Origin of the sequence: Micromonospora deserti (genome assembly GCF_003236335.1) — a bacterium.
GTDB classification, from domain to species: Bacteria; Actinomycetota; Actinomycetes; order Mycobacteriales; family Micromonosporaceae; genus Micromonospora; species Micromonospora deserti.
The window spans coordinates 1-22,451 of the sequence record NZ_POUB01000075.1; the positions used below are offsets into that span (position 1 = coordinate 1).

Sequence of the window (22,451 nt, forward strand, 5' to 3'; positions counted from 1 at the left end):
CCCCCCGGGTTCCAGCCCGTGCCACCCGCCCGCGACCGCACGGTACCGTCGGGACCAGCAACGACGCACAGGGAGCGGAGCATGACCGAGGAACGCACCGACAGCAAGCCGGCGGACGGCACCGAGTCGCACGACCCGGACTTCCCGGAGGCGTTCCTGGCGTTCATGCGGCAGGGCTGGCGGGACACCACGCTGCCGGTCGGCCCGCGCCCGGAGGTGCCGAACCACGCCAAGCGCCGGGCCGCGCTGTCCGCGGCCTTCCCGGGCGAGACGCTGGTCATCCCCACCGGCGGCGAGAAGGTACGCGCCAACGACACCGACCACCCGTTCCGCCCGGGCAGCGACTTCGCCTACCTGACCGGCGACCACGATCCGGACTGCGTGCTGGTCATGCGCCCGAACGGGTCGGGCCACGACGCCACGCTCTACATGCGGCCCCGGTCCTCGCGGCAGACCGACGAGTTCTTCCGCAGTCGGCACGGCGAGCTGTGGGTGGGCCGGCGGCACACCCTGGCGGAGAAGTCGGCCGAGCTGGGCCTGCCCACGGTGGATCTGACCGAGCTGGAGGGGGCCCTGGCCGACCTCGCGCCGGGGCGCACCCGGGTGCTGCGCGGGTTCGACGCCCGGGTGGACGCGGCCGTGCGCCCGTACGACGGCCCGCGCGCCGAGGGCCAGCCGGCCCGCGACCGGGAGCTGGCGATCGCCATCTCAGAGCTGAAGCTGGTCAAGGACGAGTGGGAGATCGCCCAGCTCCAGGATGCGATCGACGCAACCGTCCGGGGCTTCGAGGACGTGGCCCGGGCGCTGCCGGCCGACCGGGGTGTCTCCGAGCGGCTACTGGAGGGCATCTTCGCGTTGCGCGCCCGGCACGACGGCAACGACGTCGGCTACGGCTCGATCGTCGGCGCCGGCGAGCACGCGACGATCCTGCACTGGGTGCACAACAATGGCGCCACCCGCCCGGGCGAGCTGCTGCTGATGGACATGGGCGTGGAGAACCGGCACCTCTATACCGCCGACGTCACCCGGGTGCTGCCGGTCAACGGCCGGTTCACCCCGCTGCAGCGCCAGGTGTACGACATCGTGCACGCCTCCCAGCAGGCCGGCATCGACGTCATCAAGCCGGGCGTGAAGTTCCGGGATGTCCACCTGACCTGCATGCGGGTACTCGCCGAGGGCCTGGCCGACCTGGGCCTGCTGCCGGTGAGCGTCGACGAGGCGATGGACGAGAAGTCCACCGTCTACCGGCGCTGGTCGCTGCACGGGTTCGGGCACATGCTCGGCATCGACGTGCACGACTGCTCCAACGCCCGCAAGGAGAAGTACCGCGACGGCACCCTCGGCGAGGGCTACGTGCTGACCGTCGAACCGGGGCTCTACTTCCAGCCGGAGGACGAGCTGGTCCCTGCGGAGCTGCGTGGCATCGGCGTTCGGATCGAGGACGACGTCCTGGTCACCGCCACCGGCGCGGTGAACCTCTCCGCCGGGCTGCCGCGCGGGGCCGACGAGGTGGAGGCCTGGCTGGCCGAGCAGCGCGAGGCCGGCCCCCGCCTGCCGGGCTGATCCCGACGTACGACCGGGCGGCGGGCCCCGCCGCCGGGCTGCGACGTTTCTGACGGTCGCTGCCCCGGCGGCGGGGCCCGTCGGCGTTTGCCCTGGTCACCCCCTTCCTCCCCGGCCGACGGGTTGCCCTGTTCATTGCCGGATGTGAGATGAATGCGGGCTTTTTTCAGATACGTCCTCGTCGCGAGGATCCTTCTCATACGGTGGGCATCAGAGGCTGCAACCGATTTGTAGCTGGTCGCGCCGGCCTTGGCTGGTGTGATCCCGTCTGGTACAGGAAAGGGCGGAAGGCTCTGATGTCCAATGACGTAACGACCACTGACGGCGAGGACGCGCCGACCACCCCGAAGACAGGGCGGCGCAAACTCTGGATGACTGCGGGGGTGGCCGGGCTGACCGGCGTGGTCGGCCTGGCGGCACTGGGCGGCATGGCCGCTCGTGACAACAAGTCCGGCGCGGATCGACTGTCGGAGAGCCAGTCGTCGACCGCGAAGCAGAACGTGAGCGACGCCGGCAAGGCGGACTCGGCACCCGACAAAGGCAAGAAGGGTGGCTCTGGCTCGGACGAGGGACAGAGCATGGAGTCGTATGGCAGGGAGTGGCGCGGCAAGGACGGTAGGGAGTGGCGCGGCAAGGACGATCGTAGGGACGATCGTAGGGACGATCGCAAGGACGGCGAGGACCACGCCAAGGAGGTGCCGTGTGACACCGAGACGCTGGTCGAGGTCGTGAACAAGGCCGTCCGGGACGACGGTGGCGTGTTCAAGCTGGCCAAGGACTGCACCTACAAGTTCACCGAGCAGACCGACCAGAACGCCTTCCCCGTCATCGACGAGGAGATCAAGATCCTCGGCAACGGCGCGAAGCTCGTCCACGAGGGCACCGAACTGTTCCGGTTCTTCGAGGTCAACAGCGGCGGCGACCTGACTCTCAAGGACCTCACCCTCTCCGGCGGCCAGGTCAGCGGACCCCCGCCCGCCGAAGGCCAGGGCGGCGCCCTGCTCGTGCAGGAGGGCGGCAAGGCCCACCTGAAGAAGGTCACCCTGGTCCACAACCGGGCCACCGCCACCGGCAACGGCGGCAACGGCGGCGCGATCGCCAACTTCGGCTACGTCACACTCGAAGACTCCGTTGCCAAGGACAACCACGCCCGCAGCACCGGAACCGGCGGCAACGGCGGCGCCATCTACAACGAGGGCGAACTGAAGGTCCACAACTCCCTGCTGGAGAAGAACACCGCCACCACCAACGCCGAAGGCACCGGCGGCACCGGCGGCGCCATCGCCAACTTCAACGACGGCATCGTCACCATCGCCTACAGCCAGATCATCAAGAACCTGGCCAGCAACGACGGCGGCGGCATCAACAGCGAGGACGACACCCGCCTCACCGTCAACCGCACCAAGATCGCCGGCAACACCGCCGGCGGCGAAGGCGGCGGCATCTACTTCGACAGCTCCAACGCCATGCGCGTGGAGCACGCCATCATCGCCGACAACAAAGCCGCCGAAGACGGCGGCGGCATCTGGCACGACAGCGACACGTCCAGCACCATCACCGGCACCAAGTTCTACAACAACACCGCCGGCCGCAACGGCGGCGGCCTCTTCAACGACGGCGACCTCACCCTCGCCGACAGCGAGTTCAAGGACAACGACGCCAGGCAGGGCGGCGCTATCTTCAACAACAGCGGCGACCTGAAGATCCGCCACACAAAGATCATCAAGAACTACGCCAGTGCACCAGCAGGCGCAGGCGGCATCTTCCGAGACGGCGGCACCGTCGAACTCGACGACAAGACCGTCGTCAAGAAGAACGAACCCACCAACTGCGCCGGAACCGTCGACGGCTGCTTCAACTGAACCACCACATAACGGCGGAGGGTCTCTTCCTGACACAGGAAGAGACCCTCCCGCCACGACCTGGCCGTACCCGAGCAGCAGGTATGAGCGAAAAGCGCCCTGCCACCCCCGCCGTACGGATGATGGCTCATCGCGGCGCCCGCCCCGGAGCGGTCCGGTGTCGCCGTCGTGTCACCGGGTCATCCCCCCACCACCCACGTACTCCAAATGTGGGAGTTCCTCAGTTTTGCCCTCGGCGTGAAGAAGATTCTCATACGGTCAACTTACGCAGCTACAACCGATTTGTAGCCAAGGGAGCCCGCCAGTGGTGGAGCGACCTTGTCTGGTATGAGGAGAGGGCAGAGAGCTCAATGTCCAACTACCTTCGCAAGAACAAGACCTCCACCAAGGCGGCGCCGAGGCGCCGCATCTGGGTCGCCACCGGGGTCGCCGGCCTGACCGGCGTCGTCGGCCTGGCGGCGTCCGGCGCAGCCACGAGCGCTGGCGCAGCCGGCGTTGACCGCCTCGCCAGTCTGAAGTGGTCCACCGCCGAGCAGGTCGTCAAGGCCGACGGGAAGCGCGATGACGCCGCGCAGGGCGAGAAGCACGACCGGGGCAAGGGTGAAGACGACCGGAGCGGCGGCGACTGGAGCGGCGGCGACTGGAGCGGCCAGAGCAACGGCAAGGACGGTAGGGAGTGGCGCGGCAAGGACGATCGTAGGGACGATCGCAAGGACGATCGTAGGGACGATCGCAAGGACGGCGAGGACCACGCCAAGGAGGTGCCGTGTGACACCGAGACGCTGGTCGAGGTCGTGAACAAGGCCGTCCGGGACGACGGTGGCGTGTTCAAGCTGGCCAAGGACTGCACCTACAAGTTCACCGAGCAGACCGACCAGAACGCCTTCCCCGTCATCGACGAGGAGATCAAGATCCTCGGCAACGGCGCGAAGCTCGTCCACGAGGGCACCGAACTGTTCCGGTTCTTCGAGGTCAACAGCGGCGGCGACCTGACTCTCAAGGACCTCACCCTCTCCGGCGGCCAGGTCAGCGGACCCCCGCCCGCCGAAGGCCAGGGCGGCGCCCTGCTCGTGCAGGAGGGCGGCAAGGCCCACCTGAAGAAGGTCACCCTGGTCCACAACCGGGCCACCGCCACCGGCAACGGCGGCAACGGCGGCGCGATCGCCAACTTCGGCTACGTCACACTCGAAGACTCCGTTGCCAAGGACAACCACGCCCGCAGCACCGGAACCGGCGGCAACGGCGGCGCCATCTACAACGAGGGCGAACTGAAGGTCCACAACTCCCTGCTGGAGAAGAACACCGCCACCACCAACGCCGAAGGCACCGGCGGCACCGGCGGCGCCATCGCCAACTTCAACGACGGCATCGTCACCATCGCCTACAGCCAGATCATCAAGAACCTGGCCAGCAACGACGGCGGCGGCATCAACAGCGAGGACGACACCCGCCTCACCGTCAACCGCACCAAGATCGCCGGCAACACCGCCGGCGGCGAAGGCGGCGGCATCTACTTCGACAGCTCCAACGCCATGCGCGTGGAGCACGCCATCATCGCCGACAACAAAGCCGCCGAAGACGGCGGCGGCATCTGGCACGACAGCGACACGTCCAGCACCATCACCGGCACCAAGTTCTACAACAACACCGCCGGCCGCAACGGCGGCGGCCTCTTCAACGACGGCGACCTCACCCTCGCCGACAGCGAGTTCAAGGACAACGACGCCAGGCAGGGCGGCGCTATCTTCAACAACAGCGGCGACCTGAAGATCCGCCACACAAAGATCATCAAGAACTACGCCAGTGCACCAGCAGGCGCAGGCGGCATCTTCCGAGACGGCGGCACCGTCGAACTCGACGACAAGACCGTCGTCAAGAAGAACGAACCCACCAACTGCGCCGGAACCGTCGACGGCTGCTTCAACTGAACCACCACATAACGGTGACCGGCACGACCGGCACGGCAACAACCGGCCCCCTACCGCAGTACGCGGAAGGGGGCCGGTCCGCGTGTGCGGCTACTGCTGCACGAAGACCGCCACGCTGCGCGCCGGCACCGTGAACGTGCCGCTGGCCCGGTCGAACGAGGCCGTCCGCAGCACGGGGTCGGCCGACTCGCGCAGCACCGGGTGCAGCGCCACGTCCGCCCCGCGCAGCCCGGTGAGCTGCGGCGTCGCCGCCTCCGGCGTGGCGTTGAAGATGACCGTCACCGACTTCCACCGCCGGTCCAGGCCGCGACCGTCCAGCGTCATGGTGAGCACCCCCGGGGTCTCCGCCGCGCCGGAGAGCGGGAACGCGACCCGCTTCTGCACCTGCTCCGCCGTGGTCAGCCCGAACACCGGCGAGGAGGCCCGGATCTTCAGCAGCTCGGCGTACCGGGCGTCGGTGGTGTCGATCGCCGCGCAGTCCGGCACCAGGTCCGGATCGGCCAGCAGCGGCTTGGCGTACGGCCACTTGTCCCGGTTGTCCTGCGCCGGCGGCAGGCCGGCGCCGAACCCGTTGCCCTGCGCGCAGTCCCAGCGGATCTGGTTGAACCAGTCACCCGAGTTGTACGAGTTGCGGTCCAGCGACTTCGAGCGCAGCCGCTCGGTGCCGGTGGTGACGAAGCCGGCGCCCTGCCCCATCACCACCGTGCTCAGCGCCAGCACCTGCATCCGGGACCGGTCGGCCGCCGAGGTGCCCCGCGGCAGCTTGTACGCCAGCGCGTCGTACAGGATCTCGTTGTCGTGCGCGTCGACGTAGGTGACCGCCTCGCCCGGCGCGGCGGTGTAGCCGGCCGGCGCGCCGTTGTAGTCGACCTGGGCGCCGGTGACCTGCTCGCCGGCGGAGTCGGTGAACCGGTAGCCGCGCAGGTTGCCGGTGAGCCCCACCTTGATCAGGTCGTGCTGGTGCAGCAGCCGGGCCCGCTGCTCGGCGGTCGACCCGTTCACCGGGTCGCCATTCGGGTCGGTGAAGAGGCCGGAGGCGAAGCCCTGCAGCCGGGGGTTGGCGTCGAACGGACCCCCGCCGCGTACCGCGTCGCGGAGCCGGTCGTTGAAGGTGCCGATCCCGCTGCCGGCCATGTTGGCCTGGGTGGCCTGGACGAAGCGGGCGTCGTCGGCGACCTCACCGAAGTTCCAGCCCTCGCCGTAGAGCAGGATCGACCTGCCGTCCACGCCGTCGCGGGCGACGGTCAGCTCGTCCAGCGCCTTACGGACGGCCAGGATGTTCGCCTTCGGGTGGTGGCCCATCAGGTCGAACCGGAACCCGTCCACCTTGTACGCCCTGGCCCAGGTGACCAGCGAGTCCACCACCAGCTTGCCCATCATGGCGTGCTCCGGCGCGGTGTTCGCGCAGCAGGTGGAGGTGGCCACCGTGCCGTCGTCCAGCAGCCGGTGGTAGTAGCCGGGCACGATCTGGTCGAGCACCGACTTCGGGTCGGTGCCGGCGGCGGAGGTGTGGTTGTAGACCACGTCCATCACCACCCGCAGCCCCGCCGCGTTCACCCCGGCCACCATCTGGCGGAACTCGCCGGTCCGCCGCGCCCCGGCCGGGTCGACGGCGTAGCCGCCCTCCGGCACCGTGTAGTGCAGCGGGTCGTACCCCCAGTTGTACCCGTCGGTGTCCTTGACGGCCTCGACGCAGCCCTGCTGCTGCTCGGAGTCCGGCGGCAGCGCCGCCAGGTCGCAGGCGGGCTGCCGCTGGTCCGCGCGCCGCTCGGGGATGGTGGCGAAGTCGAACGCGGGCAGCAGGTGCAGGTGGGTCACCCCGGCCTCGCCGAGCGCCTTGAGGTGCTTCATCCCGGAGGTGGTCGGGTCGGTGAAGGCGAGGAAGGTTCCCCGCCGCTCGGCCGGCACGGTGCTGTCGGCGATGGAGAAGTCCCGCACCGACAGCTCGGAGATCTGCACCTTGGTCGACGGCACCGCCAGCGGCTTGCGCAGCGCCGCCCAGCCGGGCGGGGCGAGCGCCGGGTCGGCGAGGTCGACGATCTGGCTGTGCGTGGAGTCCGGCGCCAGGGCCACCGAGTACGGGTCGGTCACCGACGCGGTGACCAGTTTCTGCGCCGCCGGCTGCCACGCCTCGACCTGGTAGCGGTAGTACTTCCCGGCCCAGGCGCGCGACCCGCGCACCGACCAGACGCCGGTGCGGTCGTCGCGGCGCATCGCCACCGTCTGCGGTCGCGCGGCCGGCGAGTCGAACAGGTGCAGCGACACCGTCCGGGCGGTGGGCGCCCAGACGGACAACGTCGGCACCCCGCCGGCGAACGTCGCGCCGAGCCGGGCGTCGGTGGCCCGCGCGTACACGTCGTCGAGTACCCCCGGGATCTGCACGCCGGTGGCCGCGAGCAGGATGCCCTCGGCGTCCCGCTCGGTCACCAGCAGCTGCCCGCGCAGGGCAGCCGGCACCTTCACCAGGTCACGCCGGTCCAGCGTGAAGCTCTGGTACGCCCACAGGTGCGGGAAGGCCGCGCGCTGGGCCTCGGTGAGCCCGTTGCGCTGCGCCCGCAACGGCAGCGAGGTGTACGTCCCGGCGAGTTCGCCGTCGACCACGGTCACCCCGCCGGCGGGCGCGGCGACCAGGGCATACGTCCTGCCGTCGGTGGGTCCGGGCTGCCAGGCGACGGTCGACCGGTCGATCCAGTGCGCCTTCTGCTTGGTGATGTCGGTGTCCTTCGCCGCGCCGATGGCGGTCGACGGCAGCAGCCGGCCCGGCGCGGCGGCGAGCAACCACACCTCGCGGCCCGCGCTGGCGAAGTCGAGCCGCTGGTCCTCCGGCAGGTCCTTCTCGTCACCCTTGTGCACGATGTAGCTCAGCCCGGTGGCGCCGGCGGCGAGCGGCACCCGGAAGACCGCGCCGAACGAGTCGATGCTGGTCGGGGCCATGGGCCTGGCCCAGTCGGTCGGGTTGGCCGCGCCGTCCCACAGGTGCAGGCCCCAGCCGTCGTAGTTGCCGTCGGCCCGCCGGTAGTGGATGACCGCGGTGCCCTCCTCGACCGGCGGGTCCGGCTCGCCGGTTGCCGCCTGCCGGGTCGGGTGGACCGCCGGGTCGCCCTGTTTGACCCAGACCTCGCCGGTCTGTGTCACGTCGATGGTCCGGTCCTGGCCGACGTCCTTGTTTCCGTTCCTGTCGACCACCAGGAAGCCGACCGACCTGGCGCCCGGCTTGAGCTTCACCCAGGCGAACCGGCCGTAGGAGTCCTCCCCGGCGAACGGCTGCCCGTGAGGCCACTCGGTGGCGTAGGCCGGGTCGATGTCGCCCCAGGTGTACAGGCTCCAGTCGCCGTAGTCGCCGGCCGGGCGCTGGTAGTGCACCACCGCCCAGTCTCGCGACGCGGCCTGCGCGGGGGTGCCGACGACCGCGGTGGACCGGGTGCTCGCGGTGCGGCCCTTGCCGTCGCGGACCACGGCCTTGTACTCGATCCGGGTGCCGCCGGCCAGGCCGGTCAGGTCGTGGTGCACCGTGTACGGGGCCCGGTCGGCGCTGCCGAGCAGCGTCCACTTCCCGCCGGCGACCCGGGCGGCGACCGTGACGGTGGCCAGCGGATCCCCGGTGACCTGCGTGGTGACGGCGGCCCGGGTGGCCACCGGCTGGTCCGGCGCCGGGGCGGTGACGCCGACCGCCGGCGGGCCGTCGGGCAGCGCGATCGGCGTACCGGCCCGGTGCACCACGGCCGACAGCGGCGGCACGGTCAGGGTGAGCGCCCCGTCGGCGGCGGCCACCGGGGCGGCGGTGCCGCCGTAGACGCCGGTGAAGGTGGCGTCGGCCGACCAGGTGTCCACCGTGACAGTCTGCGCGGTCGCGGCGTTGTTCACCGCGACGACGTACTCGGTGCGGTCGGTGGGGTCGACCCGGGAGAAGGCGAAGACGCCGGGGCCGTCCGCGGCGTACCGGGTGACCTGGATGCCGTCACGCAGCGCCGGGTGGGCCTGGCGCAGCTCGCCCAGCTCGGCGATGGCCCGGTAGAGCGGGTGGGTCGGGTCGAACTGGTCGACCGCGTGGGTCCGTTCCGTGCCGAGCAGGTCGTCGTCGAGGTAGTCGGGGGTGCGGGAGGCGAACATGTCCTGCCGGGCGTCCTTGTCGCCGCCCGGGCCGGTGAAGCCCTGCTCGTCGCCGGAGTAGACCACCGGCTGGCCGCGGGTGAGGAACATCAGCTCGTGGGCGAGCCGGTCGCGGCGCAGGTGGGTGGCCGGGTCGGTGCCGCCGCCCGCGATGAAGGAGCCGATCCGGCCCATGTCGTGGTTGCCCAGGAAGGTGGTCAGCCGGCCGGCGTCGGTGTCCCGGGAGTGGTAGAGGTCGTCGCGGGCGTACACGTCGGCGAGAGCCTGCGCGGAGCCGTCCCCGGCGGTGTAGCCGCGCGCGGCCTCCTGGAAGGCGAAGTCGAGGGTGGCCGGCAGGCCGCCCCGCCGCACGTAGGTCGAGGTGATCTCCGGGTCGGCGCTGTAGACCTCGCCGAACATGAAGAAGTCCTTCTTGCCCGCGCGGTGGGCGGCGCGCTCGACGCCCTGGCTGAACTGCGGCCAGAAGTCGAGGTTGGCGTGCTTGACGGTGTCCAGCCGGAAGCCGTCCACGCCGGTCTTCGACACCCACTCGGAGTAGATCTCGGTGAGGCCGCGGACGACCTCGGGGCGCTCGGTCCACAGGTCGTCGAGGCCGAAGAAGTCGCCGTACTCGCTGTTCTCCCCGGCGAAGGTCGAGTCGCCCCGGTTGTGGTACATGGTCGGGTCGTTCAGCCAGGCCGGGACCTTGACCTTCGCGTCGGCCGGGGTTTCGAAGGTCGGGGTGTACGGGAAGGACTCCGGGTTCACCGCCGGGAAGTCCCGGGTGCCGTCAGCGTAGTTGCGGTCCTCGAAGGCCCGTCCCTGCGCGTCCCGGTACGGCGCGGTCGCCTTGTCCACATAGGTGTACCGGTCCTCGGCGTACCTGATGACGTCGGCGGTGTGGTTGACGATGACGTCGAGGTAGACCTTGATGCCGCGCTGGTGGACCAGCTTGACCAGCTTCTTCAGGTCCTCGTTGCTGCCGAAGTGCGGGTCGACCTGGGTGAAGTCGGTGATCCAGTAACCGTGGTAGCCGGCCGAGACGTCGCTGCCGCCGCCCTGCACCGGGCGGTTCTTGAAGACCGGGGCGAGCCAGATGGCGGTGGTGCCCAGACCCTGGATGTAGTCGAGCCGGTCCATGACGCCCTTGAGGTCGCCGCCGTGGTAGAAGCCCTTGTCCGTCGGGTCCAGGCCGGTGGCGAGCCGGTCCCCGCGCAGGCCGCCGCGGTCGTTGCGCGGGTCGCCGTTGGCGAACCGGTCCGGCAGGACGAAGTAGAACTGCTCCGCGCGGGCCTGGTCGGTGCCCGCCTTGAGCAGCGCCTCGGCGGACGGCTCGGTGCGCCACTGGGCGGCGCCGGTGTCGGCGAGCGGCTCGGTGCCGGTCGCGCGGCCGGTGGTGTCGGCGCGGAGCTGGTGTACGGCGACCGGGGTGCCGACGAGGGTGAGGGTGAGCAGGGAGACGAGGGCGAGCAGGGCCTTGCGCGGTATCGGCGGCGGTGTCATCGACGGCCTTCCTCTGGTCGCTGATTCGCCCGCACGCTAGCCCTCGCCGAAACATTCTGCAATACCTTGCAAACAGAGTCGCAACAAAGCAGTCAACTTGCGGAAGGGGCGACAAACGGTGGCTGACGCAGGCGCGCCGTCGTCAGCCGGGACAGCGGCATCAGCCGGCACAGCGGCGTCAGCCGGGACAGCGGCGGATCAGAGCCCGCTGCACTCCACACCGTCGACCGTGCAGCTCGCCGGGCGGCTGTCCGCCTGCTCGATGTGGAACCGCAGGGTCGCCGACCCGCCCGGGGCGATGTCCACGCCACTGCGGTAGGTGAAGCCGTCGTCGGTCCGGGTCAACGTCCCCTGTGGCGCGCCCTCCACCCAGGCGGTGACCACCCGGCCGCCGGGGAACGCGAGCCGGGCCGTCCAGCCCCGGTCGGTCCGCGAGCCGTTGGTGAGCCGGACCTCGCCGACGAAGCCGCCGTCGAACGAGGTGGCCACCGCGTACCGGCCGGTGACCGGAGCGGCTGACGAGGCGGACGGCGTGGGCGCGGGCCCACCCCCGGCCGGCGACGGTCGCGCCGGCGTCGCCTGCCCGGTGGGCAACACCGAGGTGCGCGGGGACAGGCCCGGCCGCGCGGGCGGGGCCGAGGTCGGGACGGCCCGTCCGGTCGGCGACGTCGACAGCTCCGGCAGCACCGCGGTCGGCACGGGAGGTTCGAGCCGCGCGTCGGCACCCCTGTCGCGCTCCCGGTACGCGCCGAGCGCGACGAACAGCAGGACCACCATGACGATGACGCCGATCGACACCACGATCCACGGTGAGGACGCGATGGCGGTCGCACCGAAGGACCGTCGGGGTGCGCGCCGGGTGCCGAACATGTTCCTCCCTCAGGGGGCCGTTCGGGAAGCGTAGCGAGCAACTACTCCCCGGTGCTCAGTCGAGGACGCAGTCGGCGCCGCTCACCGCACCGGCCCGGATGCCCGCGCTGTCATGAAGGCCCCTCGTCGCAGTCGACGCGCCAGCCTAGCCACCGGTCGCCATGGCCGAAACGGACCCGGCGGCGACCGACCGACCGGCCAGCGCCCCACCGAAAACGGCTGACCGACGACGACGTTTCGGATCGACGGGCGGACCGTCCAGCGCGCGGTGAGGTCGCCGGCCTCCTCGCGCGGGCGGGGGCGTCGGCGGGCCCGACCCAGCCTCAGGCGGTACGCACGACGGTGCAGATGACCGGGCCGTCGCCGGTGGTGCGCAGCAGGTAACGGTAGCGCTCCCCCGGCACCGTGCACCCCTGGCTGTCCAGGAACTCCCACTCCACCACGACCATGGTGAGCAGGGCGGACACCGGCTGCACGTCCTCGATGGCCGCGTGCGCGGCGACCAGCTCGCGCTCCTGGTAGTCAGGTGCGGCGCCCACGAAGGACAACGCCACCGCCGCCGGCGAGGTGAACGAGAAACTGTACGTGTCGGCGACCACCAACCCGGGCAGGGCGTAACAGCCGGCGAGGGCGGGCACGTCGCCGGTGGTCAGCGCCGCGCCGTACCGGTCGAAGAAATTTGTGAGCGTCGCGAGATCGGTGGAGGCTGTCACGGGAAGACCAATTGCCGGCCGGCCGGCCGAGCAAACCTCAGCGCGGCGGAACGCGTACCTCGATCTCCGCGCCGAGGCGGGCGCCGGCGGCGAGGCCCAGGTCGTCGCCGCTCCAGAACCGGCCCGGGTCGTACCAGTTCGGACGCCGCCCGGCCGGCAGCAGACCCATCGCCTCGTAGGTCACCGCGACCACCTCCGCGCAGTACGCCGTCTCCAGGGCACGGTCGGAGGCCGGGGTACCGGAGCGCCGGGCCAGCGTCGGCATCCGGACCGCCGGGACCCGGCCGCGCAGCCAACGCCAGGCGAGCTGGGCGGTGGACGGGAACGGCGTGCCGTCGAGGCGGGCGACCGTCCGCAGCACCGCCCGCTCCATCTCGGCGTCGGCCGGCGGGTCGAGCTGGCGCAACCAGGCCCGCTGGCCGTACCGGTTGGCCCAGACGCACACCGCATCACGCAGGTCGTGCAACTGCACGCCCCGCTGGTGGCTGCCCGACCACATGTCCGGCAGGGACTTGCCCAGCTCGGCGTGCCACATCAGGGGCGGCATGTCGTCCAGCACCACCGCCATGCCAACGTGGTTCACCGGGCTGTTGGTGGTGAGCTGGATGGCCCGGTCCGGCACGCTGCGGCCCCGGAACACCCACACGTCACCGGTGCGGGTCAGCTCTACCGCCTCGTCGAGGCTGATGCTCATGTCGCCGCCCCACCGGCGCACGAAGCTCGGACGAGACCCGCCCGCGCGCCACGGAGGATTTGCTCGCTCATGGGCGTCTACCCTAGGCCGATGCGGCAACGAATGCGGTGGTGGAAGGTGCTCGGGCTGGCCGGGCTCGCCGGGGTCGCGGCAACCGGCGTGGTCATCGCGCGGGCGGAGCGGCGCCGGCGCGCGTACACCCCGGAGGAGATCCGGGCCCGGCTGCGGGACCGGCACGCGGAGGCCGCGGCCCGGCCCGCCGGCGACTCCCCCTGATCCCCCACATCAGTCCTCGTCGTGGTGGTTGCGGTCCCAGCGGCCACCGACCGGTGGGGTGTCCAGCCGCACCGGCCCGGCGGCGTTGCCGGCGAAGTCGTTGTCCTCGATCCGGCAGGACACGCAGCTGCCCTCCCCGGTGATCCAGAGCCCGTAGGTCTGGGTCTGCTCGTCCCGGTGGTCCCAGATGCGGTTGCCGCGCACGATCGCCGAGTCGAACGCCGCGTTGACGGTGATGCCCGCCCGCACCGGCGGGGCGGCCGGCAGCTGGTACGGGGAACCGGGCGGCGGGGTGTCCTCGTTCCAGGCGGTGGTCGCGTCCGGCCGCAACTCGGCGAGGGTGAGCTCGATGTCGCTGTTCCCCGCCACCACCGCGGTGCGTGAGCCGACCTGGACCACCTTGCCCCGGTGCCCGTCGCGCGGCCAGTGCGCGGAACGATCGGTCACCACCCGGTCGCCGTAGCGCACCGACTCGCCCCCACCGGTCGCGGCCGGAGCGCGCCGCCGGCCGTTGTTGCGGATCCGGTTGCCGACCACCACCGCGTCGGTCATCGGCCGGTCGATCCGGATCCCGTCCAGGCCGTTGTCCCAGAACTCGTTGCTGTCGATGACCACGTCGGCCGCCGCGCCCCGGAAGCCGTGCCCGAGGTCGTGCTCGTGGTACCCGTAGGCGCCGTTGCCGCTGATCCGGTTGCCCCGCACCGTGTACGGCCCGGGGGTGTTGCCCATGCTGATGCCGTCGCCGGCGTTGCGGTCGATGACGCAGTCGGTCAGCAGACCACCCCGACCGGCCATGCCGGCGGTGCCGTTGGCGGAGACGTCGAAACCGGCCTCCAGGTTGCCGGTGAGGGTGCAGGCGGAGACGATCAGGCCGTCGGCGCCCCAGTCGGAGATACCGAACCGGTTGGCCTGGCTGTGGCAGCCGACGATCCGGAATCCGCGCGGCCGCGGCCAGTAGTCCTTCTGCAGTTCCAGGAAGATCCCGTTGGTGCCGTTGGCCACGGCGGTGCAGTTGGCGATGGTGAGCCGCTCCACCTCGCCCCAGCCGCCGATGCCGACCCCGATGCCGGCGCCGCCCATCTGCTCGCCGTTGTCCAGTCGGCCGCAGCCGACCACCACCACCCCGTCGATGAGGCTGTCCTGGAGGAAGTCGCAGCCGAGCCCGGTCGCCCCGGTGTGGTGGATGTAGAGGTTCCGGAACACCCCGCGCACCACGTACTGCAGGCCGAGCCCCTTGGCCAGGTAGTTGTACTCGGCCATCGCGACGCCGGAGCCGTCGATCTCGAAGTCGGCGAAGGTGCAGTCGGCGATGTGCCGGTCCCGGTCCGCACCGTGCTGCACCGTGGTCCAGAAGGCGAGCGGCACCGGGTCCGCCCGGTTCCCGTCGTTGCTGAGCAGGAACCGGGTCGCGGCGGGGCCCGCCCCGATCAGCGACACCCCGCTGCGCCAGACCGTGCCGGCGTCCCGGATCGAGTAGATTCCCGGCGGGCAGTAGATGACCCGGGCCCGCCCGTCCACGGCGTACGCCTCGCCGAGGCGATCGACCAGTGCGGACAGCGCGGGCTGGTCGTTCGTCACCCCGTCGCCGCAGAGCCCGAAGTCCCGCGCGTCGCACCACAGCGGCGCGCCGGCGACGGGGCTCAGCCGCTGCGGAACAGCGGTGGACAGGCCCTGGTACGGCACGTGGGCTCCTCCCGGCACAGACTCGACGGCTCGGCCGCCCGCGGCATTCCCGCTGGCCCCAGCCGGAAACGCGCCGCTACCCGCGCTCCGGGGCGTCCGCGCCGCTCCGGCCGGCCGCGCCGCTGCGGCGGGCGGCCTCCGCCACCTGATCGGCGGTTTGCCCCACCAGCGCGCCGCCGTCGTCGAGCAGCAGGATCGGGCGCTGCATCAGCTCCGGGGCGGCCCGCCATGGTGGCAGGAGGCCGGCCGATGGGCTTCGGGGTGCGTCGGCGGCACGGGGTTTCCGGCGACCGCCACATCGCCGGCACGGGGGTGGATCAGCGGTCCCCCGGACCGGTCAGTCGACCGGGGCGAGGAACTCCAGTCGGTTGCCGTGCACGTCCTCGGTGTGGAAGCGGCGCATCCCGGGCAGCTCGTCGTCGCCCCAGGTCACCGGATGGCCTGCGGCGGCCAGTCGGGCGGCGAGGTCGTCCAGGTCGGGCCGGAGCAGCGCGGGGTGGGCCTTGCGGGCGGGCCGGAAGCCGTCCTCGACGCCCAGGTGCAGCTCGGCGCCGTACCCGGTGAACCAGCAGCCCCCGCGGGCCGCGAGCGCCGGCGGCTTGGCCTTCTCGGCCATGCCCAGGATCCCGGCGTAGAAGGCCCGCGACGCGTCCTCCGAGCCACGTGGGCAGGCGAGTTGGACGTGATGGATCATGGATGGCACCTCCTCGTCCCGAACCATGGCACGAGGTTGCGCCAATAGCAAGACGGACGTACGGTTTTGTTGGAACGGCAATCGGCGGTAAGTGTCACCTAACTACGGCGACACTCCGGCCGGTGCGACAGACTGCTCAGGACTACTCACGGTCGCTGGTGTGAAGGAGTACGACGTGGCGAGCCTCGACACCTTCGGTGCGAAGACCCAGCTGCGCGTCGGAGACGCGAGCTACGAGATTTTCAAGATCAGTAAGGTGGAGGGCCACGACCGGCTCCCCTACAGCCTGAAGATCCTGCTGGAGAACCTGCTCCGGACCGAGGACGGCGCGAACATCACCGCCGACCACATCCGGCAGCTCGGCGGCTGGGACCCGACCGCCGACCCGAGCGTGGAGATCCAGTTCACCCCGGCCCGGGTGCTGATGCAGGACTTCACCGGCGTGCCCTGCGTGGTCGACCTGGCCACCATGCGCGAGGCCGTCCGCCACCTGGGCGGCGACGCCACCAAGGTGAACCCGCTGGCCCCCGCCGAGCTGGTCATCGACCACTCGGTCATCGCCGACCTGTTCGGGCGCGAGGACGCATTCCAGCGCAACGTCGAGCTGGAGTACGAGCGCAACAAGGAGCGCTACCAGTTCCTGCGCTGGGGCCAGACCGCGTTCAACGAGTTCAAGGTCGTCCCGCCGGGCACCGGCATCGTGCACCAGGTGAACATCGAGTACCTGGCCCGTACGGTCATGGAGCGCAACGGTCAGGCGTACCCGGACACCGTCGTCGGCACCGACTCGCACACCACGATGGTCAACGGCCTGGGCGTGCTGGGCTGGGGCGTCGGTGGCATCGAGGCCGAGGCGGCGATGCTCGGCCAGCCGGTGAGCATGCTGATCCCGCGGGTGGTGGGCTTCAAGCTCTCCGGCGAGATGCCGGCCGGCACCACCGCCACCGACCTGGTGCTCACCATCACCGAGATGCTGCGCAAGCACGGGGTGGTCGGCAAGTTCGTGGAGTTCTACGGCCCCGGGGTCAGCGCCGTGCCGCTGGCCAACCGGGCCACCATCGGCAACATGTCCCCCGAGTACGGCTCCACCGTGGCAATCTTCCCGATCGACGGCGAGACCATCCGCTACCTGGAGCTGACCGGCCGCGACGCCGCGCAGGTCGCGCTCGTCGAGGCGTACGCCAAGGAGCAGGGCCTCTGGCACGACCCGGGCGCCGAGCCGGAGTACTCGGAGCGCCTGGAGCTCGACCTGAGCACCATCGAGCCGTCCCTCGCCGGCCCGAAGCGCCCGCAGGACCGGGTGCCGCTGGGCAACGCGAAGACGCTGTTCCGCTCGGCGCTGACCGACTACGTGGCCGCCGACGAGACCGGTGGCGACCGCGACCGCAAGCCGGGCGTGCCGCAGCTGGAGAAGCCGTTCGGCGCCGAGGGCCACGCCGACGAAGCCAGCGCCGAGTCCTTCCCGGCCAGCGACCCGCCGGCCAACGCGGTCAACGACCCGGCCGACGCGCCGCGCGAGCTGGTCAACGCAGCGGTCGGTTCGGGCGGGCGGGCCAGCAACCCGATCCGGGTCACCGGCGCCGACGGCACCGAGTTCGAACTGGACCACGGCGCCGTGGTGATCGCCGCGATCACCTCCTGCACCAACACCTCCAACCCGCAGGTCATGATCGGCGCCGCGCTGCTGGCTCGCAACGCGGTGGAGAAGGGCCTGAGCCGCAAGCCGTGGGTGAAGACCACCCTGGCCCCGGGCTCCAAGGTGGTCATGGACTACTACGAGCGGGCCGGCCTCACCCCGTACCTGGAGAAGCTCGGCTTCCACCTGGTCGGCTACGGCTGCACCACCTGCATCGGCAACTCCGGACCGCTGCCGGAGGAGATCTCCGCCGCCGTCAACGAGGCTGACCTGGCGGTCGTCTCGGTGCTGTCCGGCAACCGGAACTTCGAGGGCCGGATCAACCCGGACGTCAAGATGAACTACCTGGCGTCCCCACCGCTGGTGGTCGCGTACGCGCTGGCCGGCACGATGGACATCGACCTGGCCAACGAGCCGATCGGCGAGGACAACCAGGGCAACCCCGTCTTCCTGCGCGACATCTGGCCGAACAGCGCCGAGATCCAGGACGTCATCGCCTCGGCGATCGGCGCCACCGGGTTCAGCTCCGCCTACGCCGACGTCTTCGCCGGCGACGAGCGGTGGCAGTCGCTGCCCACCCCGACCGGTGACACGTTCGCCTGGGACAGCGACTCCACCTACGTCCGTAAGCCCCCGTACTTCGAGGGCATGGAGCGGGAGCCGAAGGCCGTCACCGACATCACCGGTGCCCGCGTGCTGGCCAAGCTGGGCGACTCGGTGACCACCGACCACATCTCGCCGGCCGGCTCGATCAAGGCCGACTCCCCCGCCGGGAAGTACCTCGCCGAGCACGGCGTGCCGCGGCACGAGTTCAACTCGTACGGCTCCCGCCGGGGCAACCACGAGGTGATGATCCGGGGCACCTTCGCCAACATCCGGCTGCGTAACCAGTTGCGACTGCCGGGCGCCGGGTCCGCTGCGCTCCCTGAAGGCGGCTTCACCGTCAACCACCTGACCGGCGAGCAGACCTCGATCTACGACGCCTCGGTCGCCTACCAGGAGGCGGGCGTCCCGCTGGTCGTGCTGGCCGGCAAGGAGTACGGCTCCGGCTCGTCGCGCGACTGGGCGGCCAAGGGCACCATGCTGCTCGGCGTCAAGGCGGTCATCGCCGAGTCGTACGAGCGGATCCACCGCTCCAACCTGATCGGCATGGGCGTGCTGCCGCTGCAGTTCCCGGCCGGCGAGAGCGCCGATTCGCTGGGTCTCAGCGGCACCGAGACGTTCTCGATCAGCGGGGTCACCGCGCTGAACGACGGCGAGACCCCGCGCACCGTCAAGGTCAGCACCGACACCGGCGTGGAGTTCGACGCGGTGGTCCGCATCGACACCCCCGGTGAGGCGGACTACTACCGGCACGGCGGCATCCTGCAGTACGTGCTGCGTCGCATGATCGCCAGCTGACGCGACCCGGACGCCACGGGCCCCCTGCCACGGCGGCAGGGGGCCCGCGCGCGTCCGATCAGATGCGGCCGGTGCCGGCACCCGCGATCACCAGGGCGGGCACGTCCGCCGCCGGGTCGAGGGTGTACGGGTAGTAGTTGCGCGGCTCGGCCACCGTGCCGTTCGTCTCCGGCGCGCCGGAGTTGACGTACACGTTGTGGCGCTGCACTGCCCGGCCCGGCCCGCTGTCGGCGTAGCCGCTCGCCGAGTACATCGGATGCGGCACGTCCCGGAAGTAGTTGCCTTCCACCAGCACGCCGGCGTTCTCCGTCGAGGCGACGCCGTAGAGCACGTTGCCGAGGAAGTAGTTGTTGTAGACGTGCACCGGCTCGCCGAAGCGGACCCGGGGGTGCCGCTGGCGGCTGTTGTCGAAGAAGTTGTGGTGGATGCTGACCTTCAGGCGGCCGACGTCGGTGGAGGCCGAACCGTCGGAGTGACCGATCAGCATGGACTTGTCCGAGTGGTCGAAGTGGTTCCACGACACGGTGACGTAGTCCGCGCCGCGGACGACGTCCACCGAGCCGTCGACCGCGCCCCGGAACCGGTTGTGGTCGATCCAGATGTGGTGGGAGTCGCGCCCGATGTTGATCGCGTCGTCCTCGGCGTCGGTGAAGGTGATGTTGCGGACGATCACGTTGTACGACCGGTAGAAGTCCAGCCCGCCGCCGGTGATCTCGGCGTTGCCGACCCCGATGATGGTCTTGTTCGGGCGTACCCCCTGCTTGCTGGTGATCGCGATCCGCCCGGTGACCTGGATGATCAGCGGGCCCACCGTGTCGATGTACTCCAGGAAGTCCGCCGTGTTGGTCGCGGTCACGGTCGGCCCGCCCACGCCCCCGGTGGTGCCGTTCTGGCCGAGGGCGTGGACGCTGGCGAAGCCGTCGGCCGTCGCCGCGGGCGCGGCGGCACCGCCGCCCGCTGCGGCCGACTGGGGCGGGGCCGGGGCGGTGGGCGAGAGCGCGGCGCCGGCCGGCGCGGCCGGCGCCAGCAGCGCGGTGGCCAGGCTGACGGCGGCGAGGAGACGCCGACGACGCCCGGACCGCGGTGGCCCGGTCGGGGTGCGGGTCGGGAGCATCGTTCCGCCTTTCTCGGAGGGCGGATCGCCGGGGCCGGCGCACGACGCCGGCGGTGCCGGGGCACGGCCTCGCGTGACTGGACGCGAAGGGGGACGGGTTCGCGCCAGGGTTGCGACCGGCTCCGGCGATCAGCCGGGTGATGGAGGTCGGAAAGCGCTTTCCAATGCCATGCTAGCCAGGCCAATTGATCGAAGTCAATCAATTGGCCTGGCTAGCATGGCGCGGCGGCGTCGGAACACCGCGACGGGCGTGGCGGACGACTCGGTCGCCCGCCGCAGGCTAGTCGGCTGCGGCGGCGCGCCGGCGGGCGTCCCGGGTCTTCATGGCGTGCTCCATCAGGGTGATGAGCACCTCCTTGCTCGACTCCCGCTGCCGGGCGTCGCAGAGCAACACCGGCACCCCCGGGTCCAGGTTCAGCGCCGCCTGCACCTCGTCGAGCCGGTACCGCCGGGCACCCTCGAAGCAGTTCACCGCCACCACGAACGGCGTGCCACGCCCCTCGAAGTAGTCGATCGACGGGAAGCAGTCGGCCAGCCGCCGGGTGTCGGCCAGCACCACCGCACCGAGCGCCCCGAGCGCCAGCTCGTCCCAGACGAACCAGAAGCGGTCCTGGCCGGGGGTGCCGAAGAGGTAGAGCACCAGGTCGTCGCTGATGGTGATGCGACCGAAGTCCATCGCCACCGTGGTGGTGGTCTTGCCCTCCACTCCCGACAGGTCGTCGATGCCGACGCCGGACTCGGTCAGCACCTCCTCGGTACGCAACGGGCGGGTCTCGCTGACCGCGCCGACCATGGTGGTCTTGCCCACACCGAAGCCACCCGCGATCAGGATCTTGATCGCGGTGGGCAGTGGGGTCGCTCCCGCCGGCCGCTCAGAGGGCCCGTAGTCCATTGATAACCGCCTCGAAAACGCTGTTGTCGGGAAGGCCGGCCGTGGTGCGCGGCTCGCGCACCTGCACCAGGTTGCGGGCCACCAGGTCACCGAGCAGGACCCGGATGGTGCCCACCGGCAGGTCCAGGTGGGCGGCGATCTCCGCGACGGACTGCACCCGCTGGCAGAGCCCGACGATCGCCAGGTGCTCCGGGCCCAGTCCGACCTCCGGGGTCACGTCGGCCCGGGTCGCCGTCACCAGGGAGATCAGGTCGAAGGTGCCGGTGACCGGCCGGGCCCGGCCCCGCGTCACCGCGTACGGGCGCACCACGGGACCCGCGTGGTCGTCGACCCACTGCTGCTCCGCGGGCTCCCCCTGGACCGTCATCGCGGCTACTTCTCGCCGGTCGGTTGATCGGCGGTCCGCGTCGGTGCGGCCACGTGCTTGCCGACCCGGGTGACCAGCATCGCCATCTCGTAGGCGATCAACCCGACGTCGGCGTCCTCACTGGCCAGGACGGCGAGACAGGCGTTGCGCCCGGCCGCTGTGACGAACAGGAACGACGACTGCATCTCGATGATGGTCTGCTGAACCTGCCCGCCGCCGAAGCGCTTGCCCGCGCCCCGGGCCAGGCTCTGGATACCGGCCGCCATCGCCGCGAGGTGCTCCCCGTCATCCCGGCTGAGCCCTCGCGAGGAGGCCATCAGCAGGCCGTCCGTCGAGAGCGCGACCGCATGCTCGGCCTGCTTCACCCGGCCGACCAGATCATCCAGCAACCACGTCAGGTCGGCACTCGAAGCCGTCTTCTGGGCCACTCGTCGTCCTCTTCTCCCCCGGCTGTCGCCGTTGTTCGTCCCGGCTGACCGTCACGCTGCGAGCGAGTCATCGCGGCGCCGACGGTGCCTCAGGTTGCCTGCTGGTCACCGGCGTCGGGTCCCTGCCCGGGCTCCGGCCGAGGGCCGGCGCCACCGAGCAGCCGCGCGGCGTCCGTCCGCCCGCGCCGGGTGCCGGTCTGGTAAGAGCTCATCATCCGGCGCACCTGCTCCGGCGGGCGTACCGTGTCCTCGTCGTCGTCCTCGCTGGCGGTCGGCTCGTCACGCAGCTCGGGCACGATGTTGGCCTGCCGCACCCGCACCGGCAGCCCGGAGTCGGTGCGGCCCGGTTCCCCGCCGGTCCCAGGTGGGGGCCCGGCGGGCGCCGGCGCCTCGACGTCCGGCCGGGCGGCTCCCGCGCCCGGCACGACGTCGGTCTCGCCGTCCACACCGGAGCGGGCGGTGGCCACCGGCAATCCGGTCGGGAAGGTCGGCCCGTCCAACGCCGGCTGCTCCGACCAGCGCCGTGGCCGGGGCGGCAGCCCGTCCTCCACGGCCGGTACGGCCGCTGGCAGGCTCCGCCCCCGGGAGCGGGTGGGCAGGGCGCCGTCGGCACCGGGCTCGGAGCCGGCGTCGGGCTCGCTGAGCGGCTCGGGGCGGGGGCTGGCCGCACCCCCGGCCAGCGCTACCGGCGCCACGGCGGGCGCGGTCGGCTGCTCGGCGACGGGGCCGGCCTTGGCC

16 protein-coding genes and 1 pseudogene are annotated in these 22,451 nt (G+C 71.3%); 5 read left to right on the top strand and 12 right to left on the bottom strand.

The features are described 5' to 3' along the window. Nucleotides 1–81: 81 nt before the first annotated feature. The 3 genes from C1I99_RS13345 (at nucleotide 82) to C1I99_RS13355 (ending at nucleotide 5,353) form a co-directional block, all read left to right on the top strand. Entirely contained in the window at nucleotides 82–1,563 is a 1,482-nt protein-coding gene (locus tag C1I99_RS13345; RefSeq protein ID WP_111134530.1) for an aminopeptidase P family protein, read from the top strand. A gap of 149 nt (nucleotides 1,564–1,712) precedes the next feature. After that, nucleotides 1,713–3,425 (top strand): right-handed parallel beta-helix repeat-containing protein, encoded by a 1,713-nt coding sequence (locus C1I99_RS13350; protein ID WP_146603949.1) that lies wholly within the window; start codon nucleotides 1,713–1,715, stop codon nucleotides 3,423–3,425. An 83-nt stretch (nucleotides 3,426–3,508) separates the two neighbouring features. Next, a complete protein-coding gene (locus C1I99_RS13355; protein ID WP_158554051.1) occupies nucleotides 3,509–5,353 on the top strand; it encodes a right-handed parallel beta-helix repeat-containing protein in 1,845 nt (614 codons plus the stop codon). A gap of 90 nt (nucleotides 5,354–5,443) precedes the next feature. On the opposite strand, the gene pulA is transcribed toward C1I99_RS13355, so the two are convergent. The 4 genes from pulA to C1I99_RS13375 form a co-directional block, all read right to left on the bottom strand. Beyond that, complete coding sequence (gene pulA / locus C1I99_RS13360; protein ID WP_111134533.1) at nucleotides 5,444–10,945, bottom strand: pullulanase-type alpha-1,6-glucosidase; 5,502 nt, start codon at nucleotides 10,943–10,945, stop codon at nucleotides 5,444–5,446. A 198-nt stretch (nucleotides 10,946–11,143) separates the two neighbouring features. Further along, on the bottom strand, nucleotides 11,144–11,815 hold the full coding sequence (locus C1I99_RS13365; RefSeq protein WP_111134534.1) for a cellulose binding domain-containing protein: 672 nt from the start codon (nucleotides 11,813–11,815) through the stop codon (nucleotides 11,144–11,146). A 323-nt stretch (nucleotides 11,816–12,138) separates the two neighbouring features. Continuing rightward, nucleotides 12,139–12,528 (bottom strand): DUF6841 family protein, encoded by a 390-nt coding sequence (locus C1I99_RS13370; RefSeq protein WP_111134535.1) that lies wholly within the window; start codon nucleotides 12,526–12,528, stop codon nucleotides 12,139–12,141. 37 nt (nucleotides 12,529–12,565) lie between these two features. After that, nucleotides 12,566–13,222: a hypothetical protein gene (locus C1I99_RS13375; RefSeq protein WP_111134536.1), complete on the bottom strand. Its 657-nt coding sequence runs from the start codon at nucleotides 13,220–13,222 to the stop codon at nucleotides 12,566–12,568. Between the two features lie 90 nt (nucleotides 13,223–13,312). On the opposite strand from C1I99_RS13375, the gene C1I99_RS13380 reads away from it, so the two are divergent. Continuing rightward, nucleotides 13,313–13,498, top strand: a complete 186-nt coding sequence (locus C1I99_RS13380; RefSeq protein WP_111134537.1) for a hypothetical protein — start codon at nucleotides 13,313–13,315, stop codon at nucleotides 13,496–13,498. A gap of 9 nt (nucleotides 13,499–13,507) precedes the next feature. On the opposite strand, the gene C1I99_RS13385 is transcribed toward C1I99_RS13380, so the two are convergent. From C1I99_RS13385 to C1I99_RS13390, 3 genes are all read right to left on the bottom strand, one after another. Then, a complete protein-coding gene (locus C1I99_RS13385) occupies nucleotides 13,508–15,181 on the bottom strand; it encodes a right-handed parallel beta-helix repeat-containing protein (RefSeq protein WP_111134538.1) in 1,674 nt (557 codons plus the stop codon). A gap of 76 nt (nucleotides 15,182–15,257) precedes the next feature. Beyond that, nucleotides 15,258–15,389 (bottom strand): hypothetical protein, encoded by a 132-nt coding sequence (locus C1I99_RS34595; protein WP_267897492.1) that lies wholly within the window; start codon nucleotides 15,387–15,389, stop codon nucleotides 15,258–15,260. 129 nt (nucleotides 15,390–15,518) lie between these two features. Further along, entirely contained in the window at nucleotides 15,519–15,875 is a 357-nt protein-coding gene (locus C1I99_RS13390; RefSeq protein ID WP_111134539.1) for a VOC family protein, read from the bottom strand. 160 nt (nucleotides 15,876–16,035) lie between these two features. Between C1I99_RS13390 and C1I99_RS13395 the strand changes: the two genes are divergently transcribed. Beyond that, complete coding sequence (locus C1I99_RS13395) at nucleotides 16,036–18,912, top strand: aconitate hydratase (RefSeq protein WP_111134540.1); 2,877 nt, start codon at nucleotides 16,036–16,038, stop codon at nucleotides 18,910–18,912. Nucleotides 18,913–18,970: 58 nt separating this feature from the next. Here C1I99_RS13395 and C1I99_RS13400 read toward each other — a convergent pair whose 3' ends face one another. The 5 genes and pseudogenes from C1I99_RS13400 to C1I99_RS33305 form a co-directional block, all read right to left on the bottom strand. Further along, the gene (locus C1I99_RS13400) at nucleotides 18,971–20,026 is read right to left on the bottom strand and encodes a pectate lyase family protein (protein ID WP_111134541.1); all 1,056 of its coding nucleotides are present in this window, start codon (nucleotides 20,024–20,026) and stop codon (nucleotides 18,971–18,973) included. Nucleotides 20,027–20,306: 280 nt separating this feature from the next. Continuing rightward, a complete protein-coding gene (locus C1I99_RS13405) occupies nucleotides 20,307–20,918 on the bottom strand; it encodes a GTP-binding protein (RefSeq protein ID WP_111134542.1) in 612 nt (203 codons plus the stop codon). Next, entirely contained in the window at nucleotides 20,899–21,285 is a 387-nt protein-coding gene (locus C1I99_RS13410) for a DUF742 domain-containing protein (protein WP_111134543.1), read from the bottom strand. The genes C1I99_RS13405 and C1I99_RS13410 overlap by 20 nt, the downstream gene beginning before the upstream one ends. 5 nt (nucleotides 21,286–21,290) lie before the next feature. Continuing rightward, nucleotides 21,291–21,713 carry a roadblock/LC7 domain-containing protein gene (locus C1I99_RS13415; protein ID WP_111134544.1) on the bottom strand — a complete coding sequence of 141 codons (423 nt, stop codon included), beginning with the start codon at nucleotides 21,711–21,713 and terminating at the stop codon, nucleotides 21,291–21,293. Nucleotides 21,714–21,802: 89 nt separating this feature from the next. Further along, a pseudogene (locus C1I99_RS33305) lies at nucleotides 21,803–22,451 on the bottom strand (nitrate- and nitrite sensing domain-containing protein); the annotation flags it as partial.

What these genes read in the sequence shown, in the direction of transcription:
- C1I99_RS13345 (WP_111134530.1), top strand. Translation starts at nt 82, where the DNA reads ATGACCGAGGAACGCACCGACAGCAAGCCGGCGGACGGCACCGAGTCG.
- C1I99_RS13350 (WP_146603949.1), top strand. Translation starts at nt 1,713, where the DNA reads ATGAATGCGGGCTTTTTTCAGATACGTCCTCGTCGCGAGGATCCTTCT.
- C1I99_RS13355 (WP_158554051.1), top strand. Translation starts at nt 3,509, where the DNA reads ATGAGCGAAAAGCGCCCTGCCACCCCCGCCGTACGGATGATGGCTCAT.
- pulA (WP_111134533.1), bottom strand. Translation starts at nt 10,945, where the DNA reads ATGACACCGCCGCCGATACCGCGCAAGGCCCTGCTCGCCCTCGTCTCC.
- C1I99_RS13365 (WP_111134534.1), bottom strand. Translation starts at nt 11,815, where the DNA reads ATGTTCGGCACCCGGCGCGCACCCCGACGGTCCTTCGGTGCGACCGCC.
- C1I99_RS13375 (WP_111134536.1), bottom strand. Translation starts at nt 13,222, where the DNA reads ATGAGCATCAGCCTCGACGAGGCGGTAGAGCTGACCCGCACCGGTGAC.
- C1I99_RS13380 (WP_111134537.1), top strand. Translation starts at nt 13,313, where the DNA reads ATGCGGCAACGAATGCGGTGGTGGAAGGTGCTCGGGCTGGCCGGGCTC.
- C1I99_RS34595 (WP_267897492.1), bottom strand. Translation starts at nt 15,389, where the DNA reads ATGCAGCGCCCGATCCTGCTGCTCGACGACGGCGGCGCGCTGGTGGGG.
- C1I99_RS13390 (WP_111134539.1), bottom strand. Translation starts at nt 15,875, where the DNA reads ATGATCCATCACGTCCAACTCGCCTGCCCACGTGGCTCGGAGGACGCG.
- C1I99_RS13400 (WP_111134541.1), bottom strand. Translation starts at nt 20,026, where the DNA reads ATGCTCCCGACCCGCACCCCGACCGGGCCACCGCGGTCCGGGCGTCGT.
- C1I99_RS13405 (WP_111134542.1), bottom strand. Translation starts at nt 20,918, where the DNA reads ATGGACTACGGGCCCTCTGAGCGGCCGGCGGGAGCGACCCCACTGCCC.
- C1I99_RS13410 (WP_111134543.1), bottom strand. Translation starts at nt 21,285, where the DNA reads ATGACGGTCCAGGGGGAGCCCGCGGAGCAGCAGTGGGTCGACGACCAC.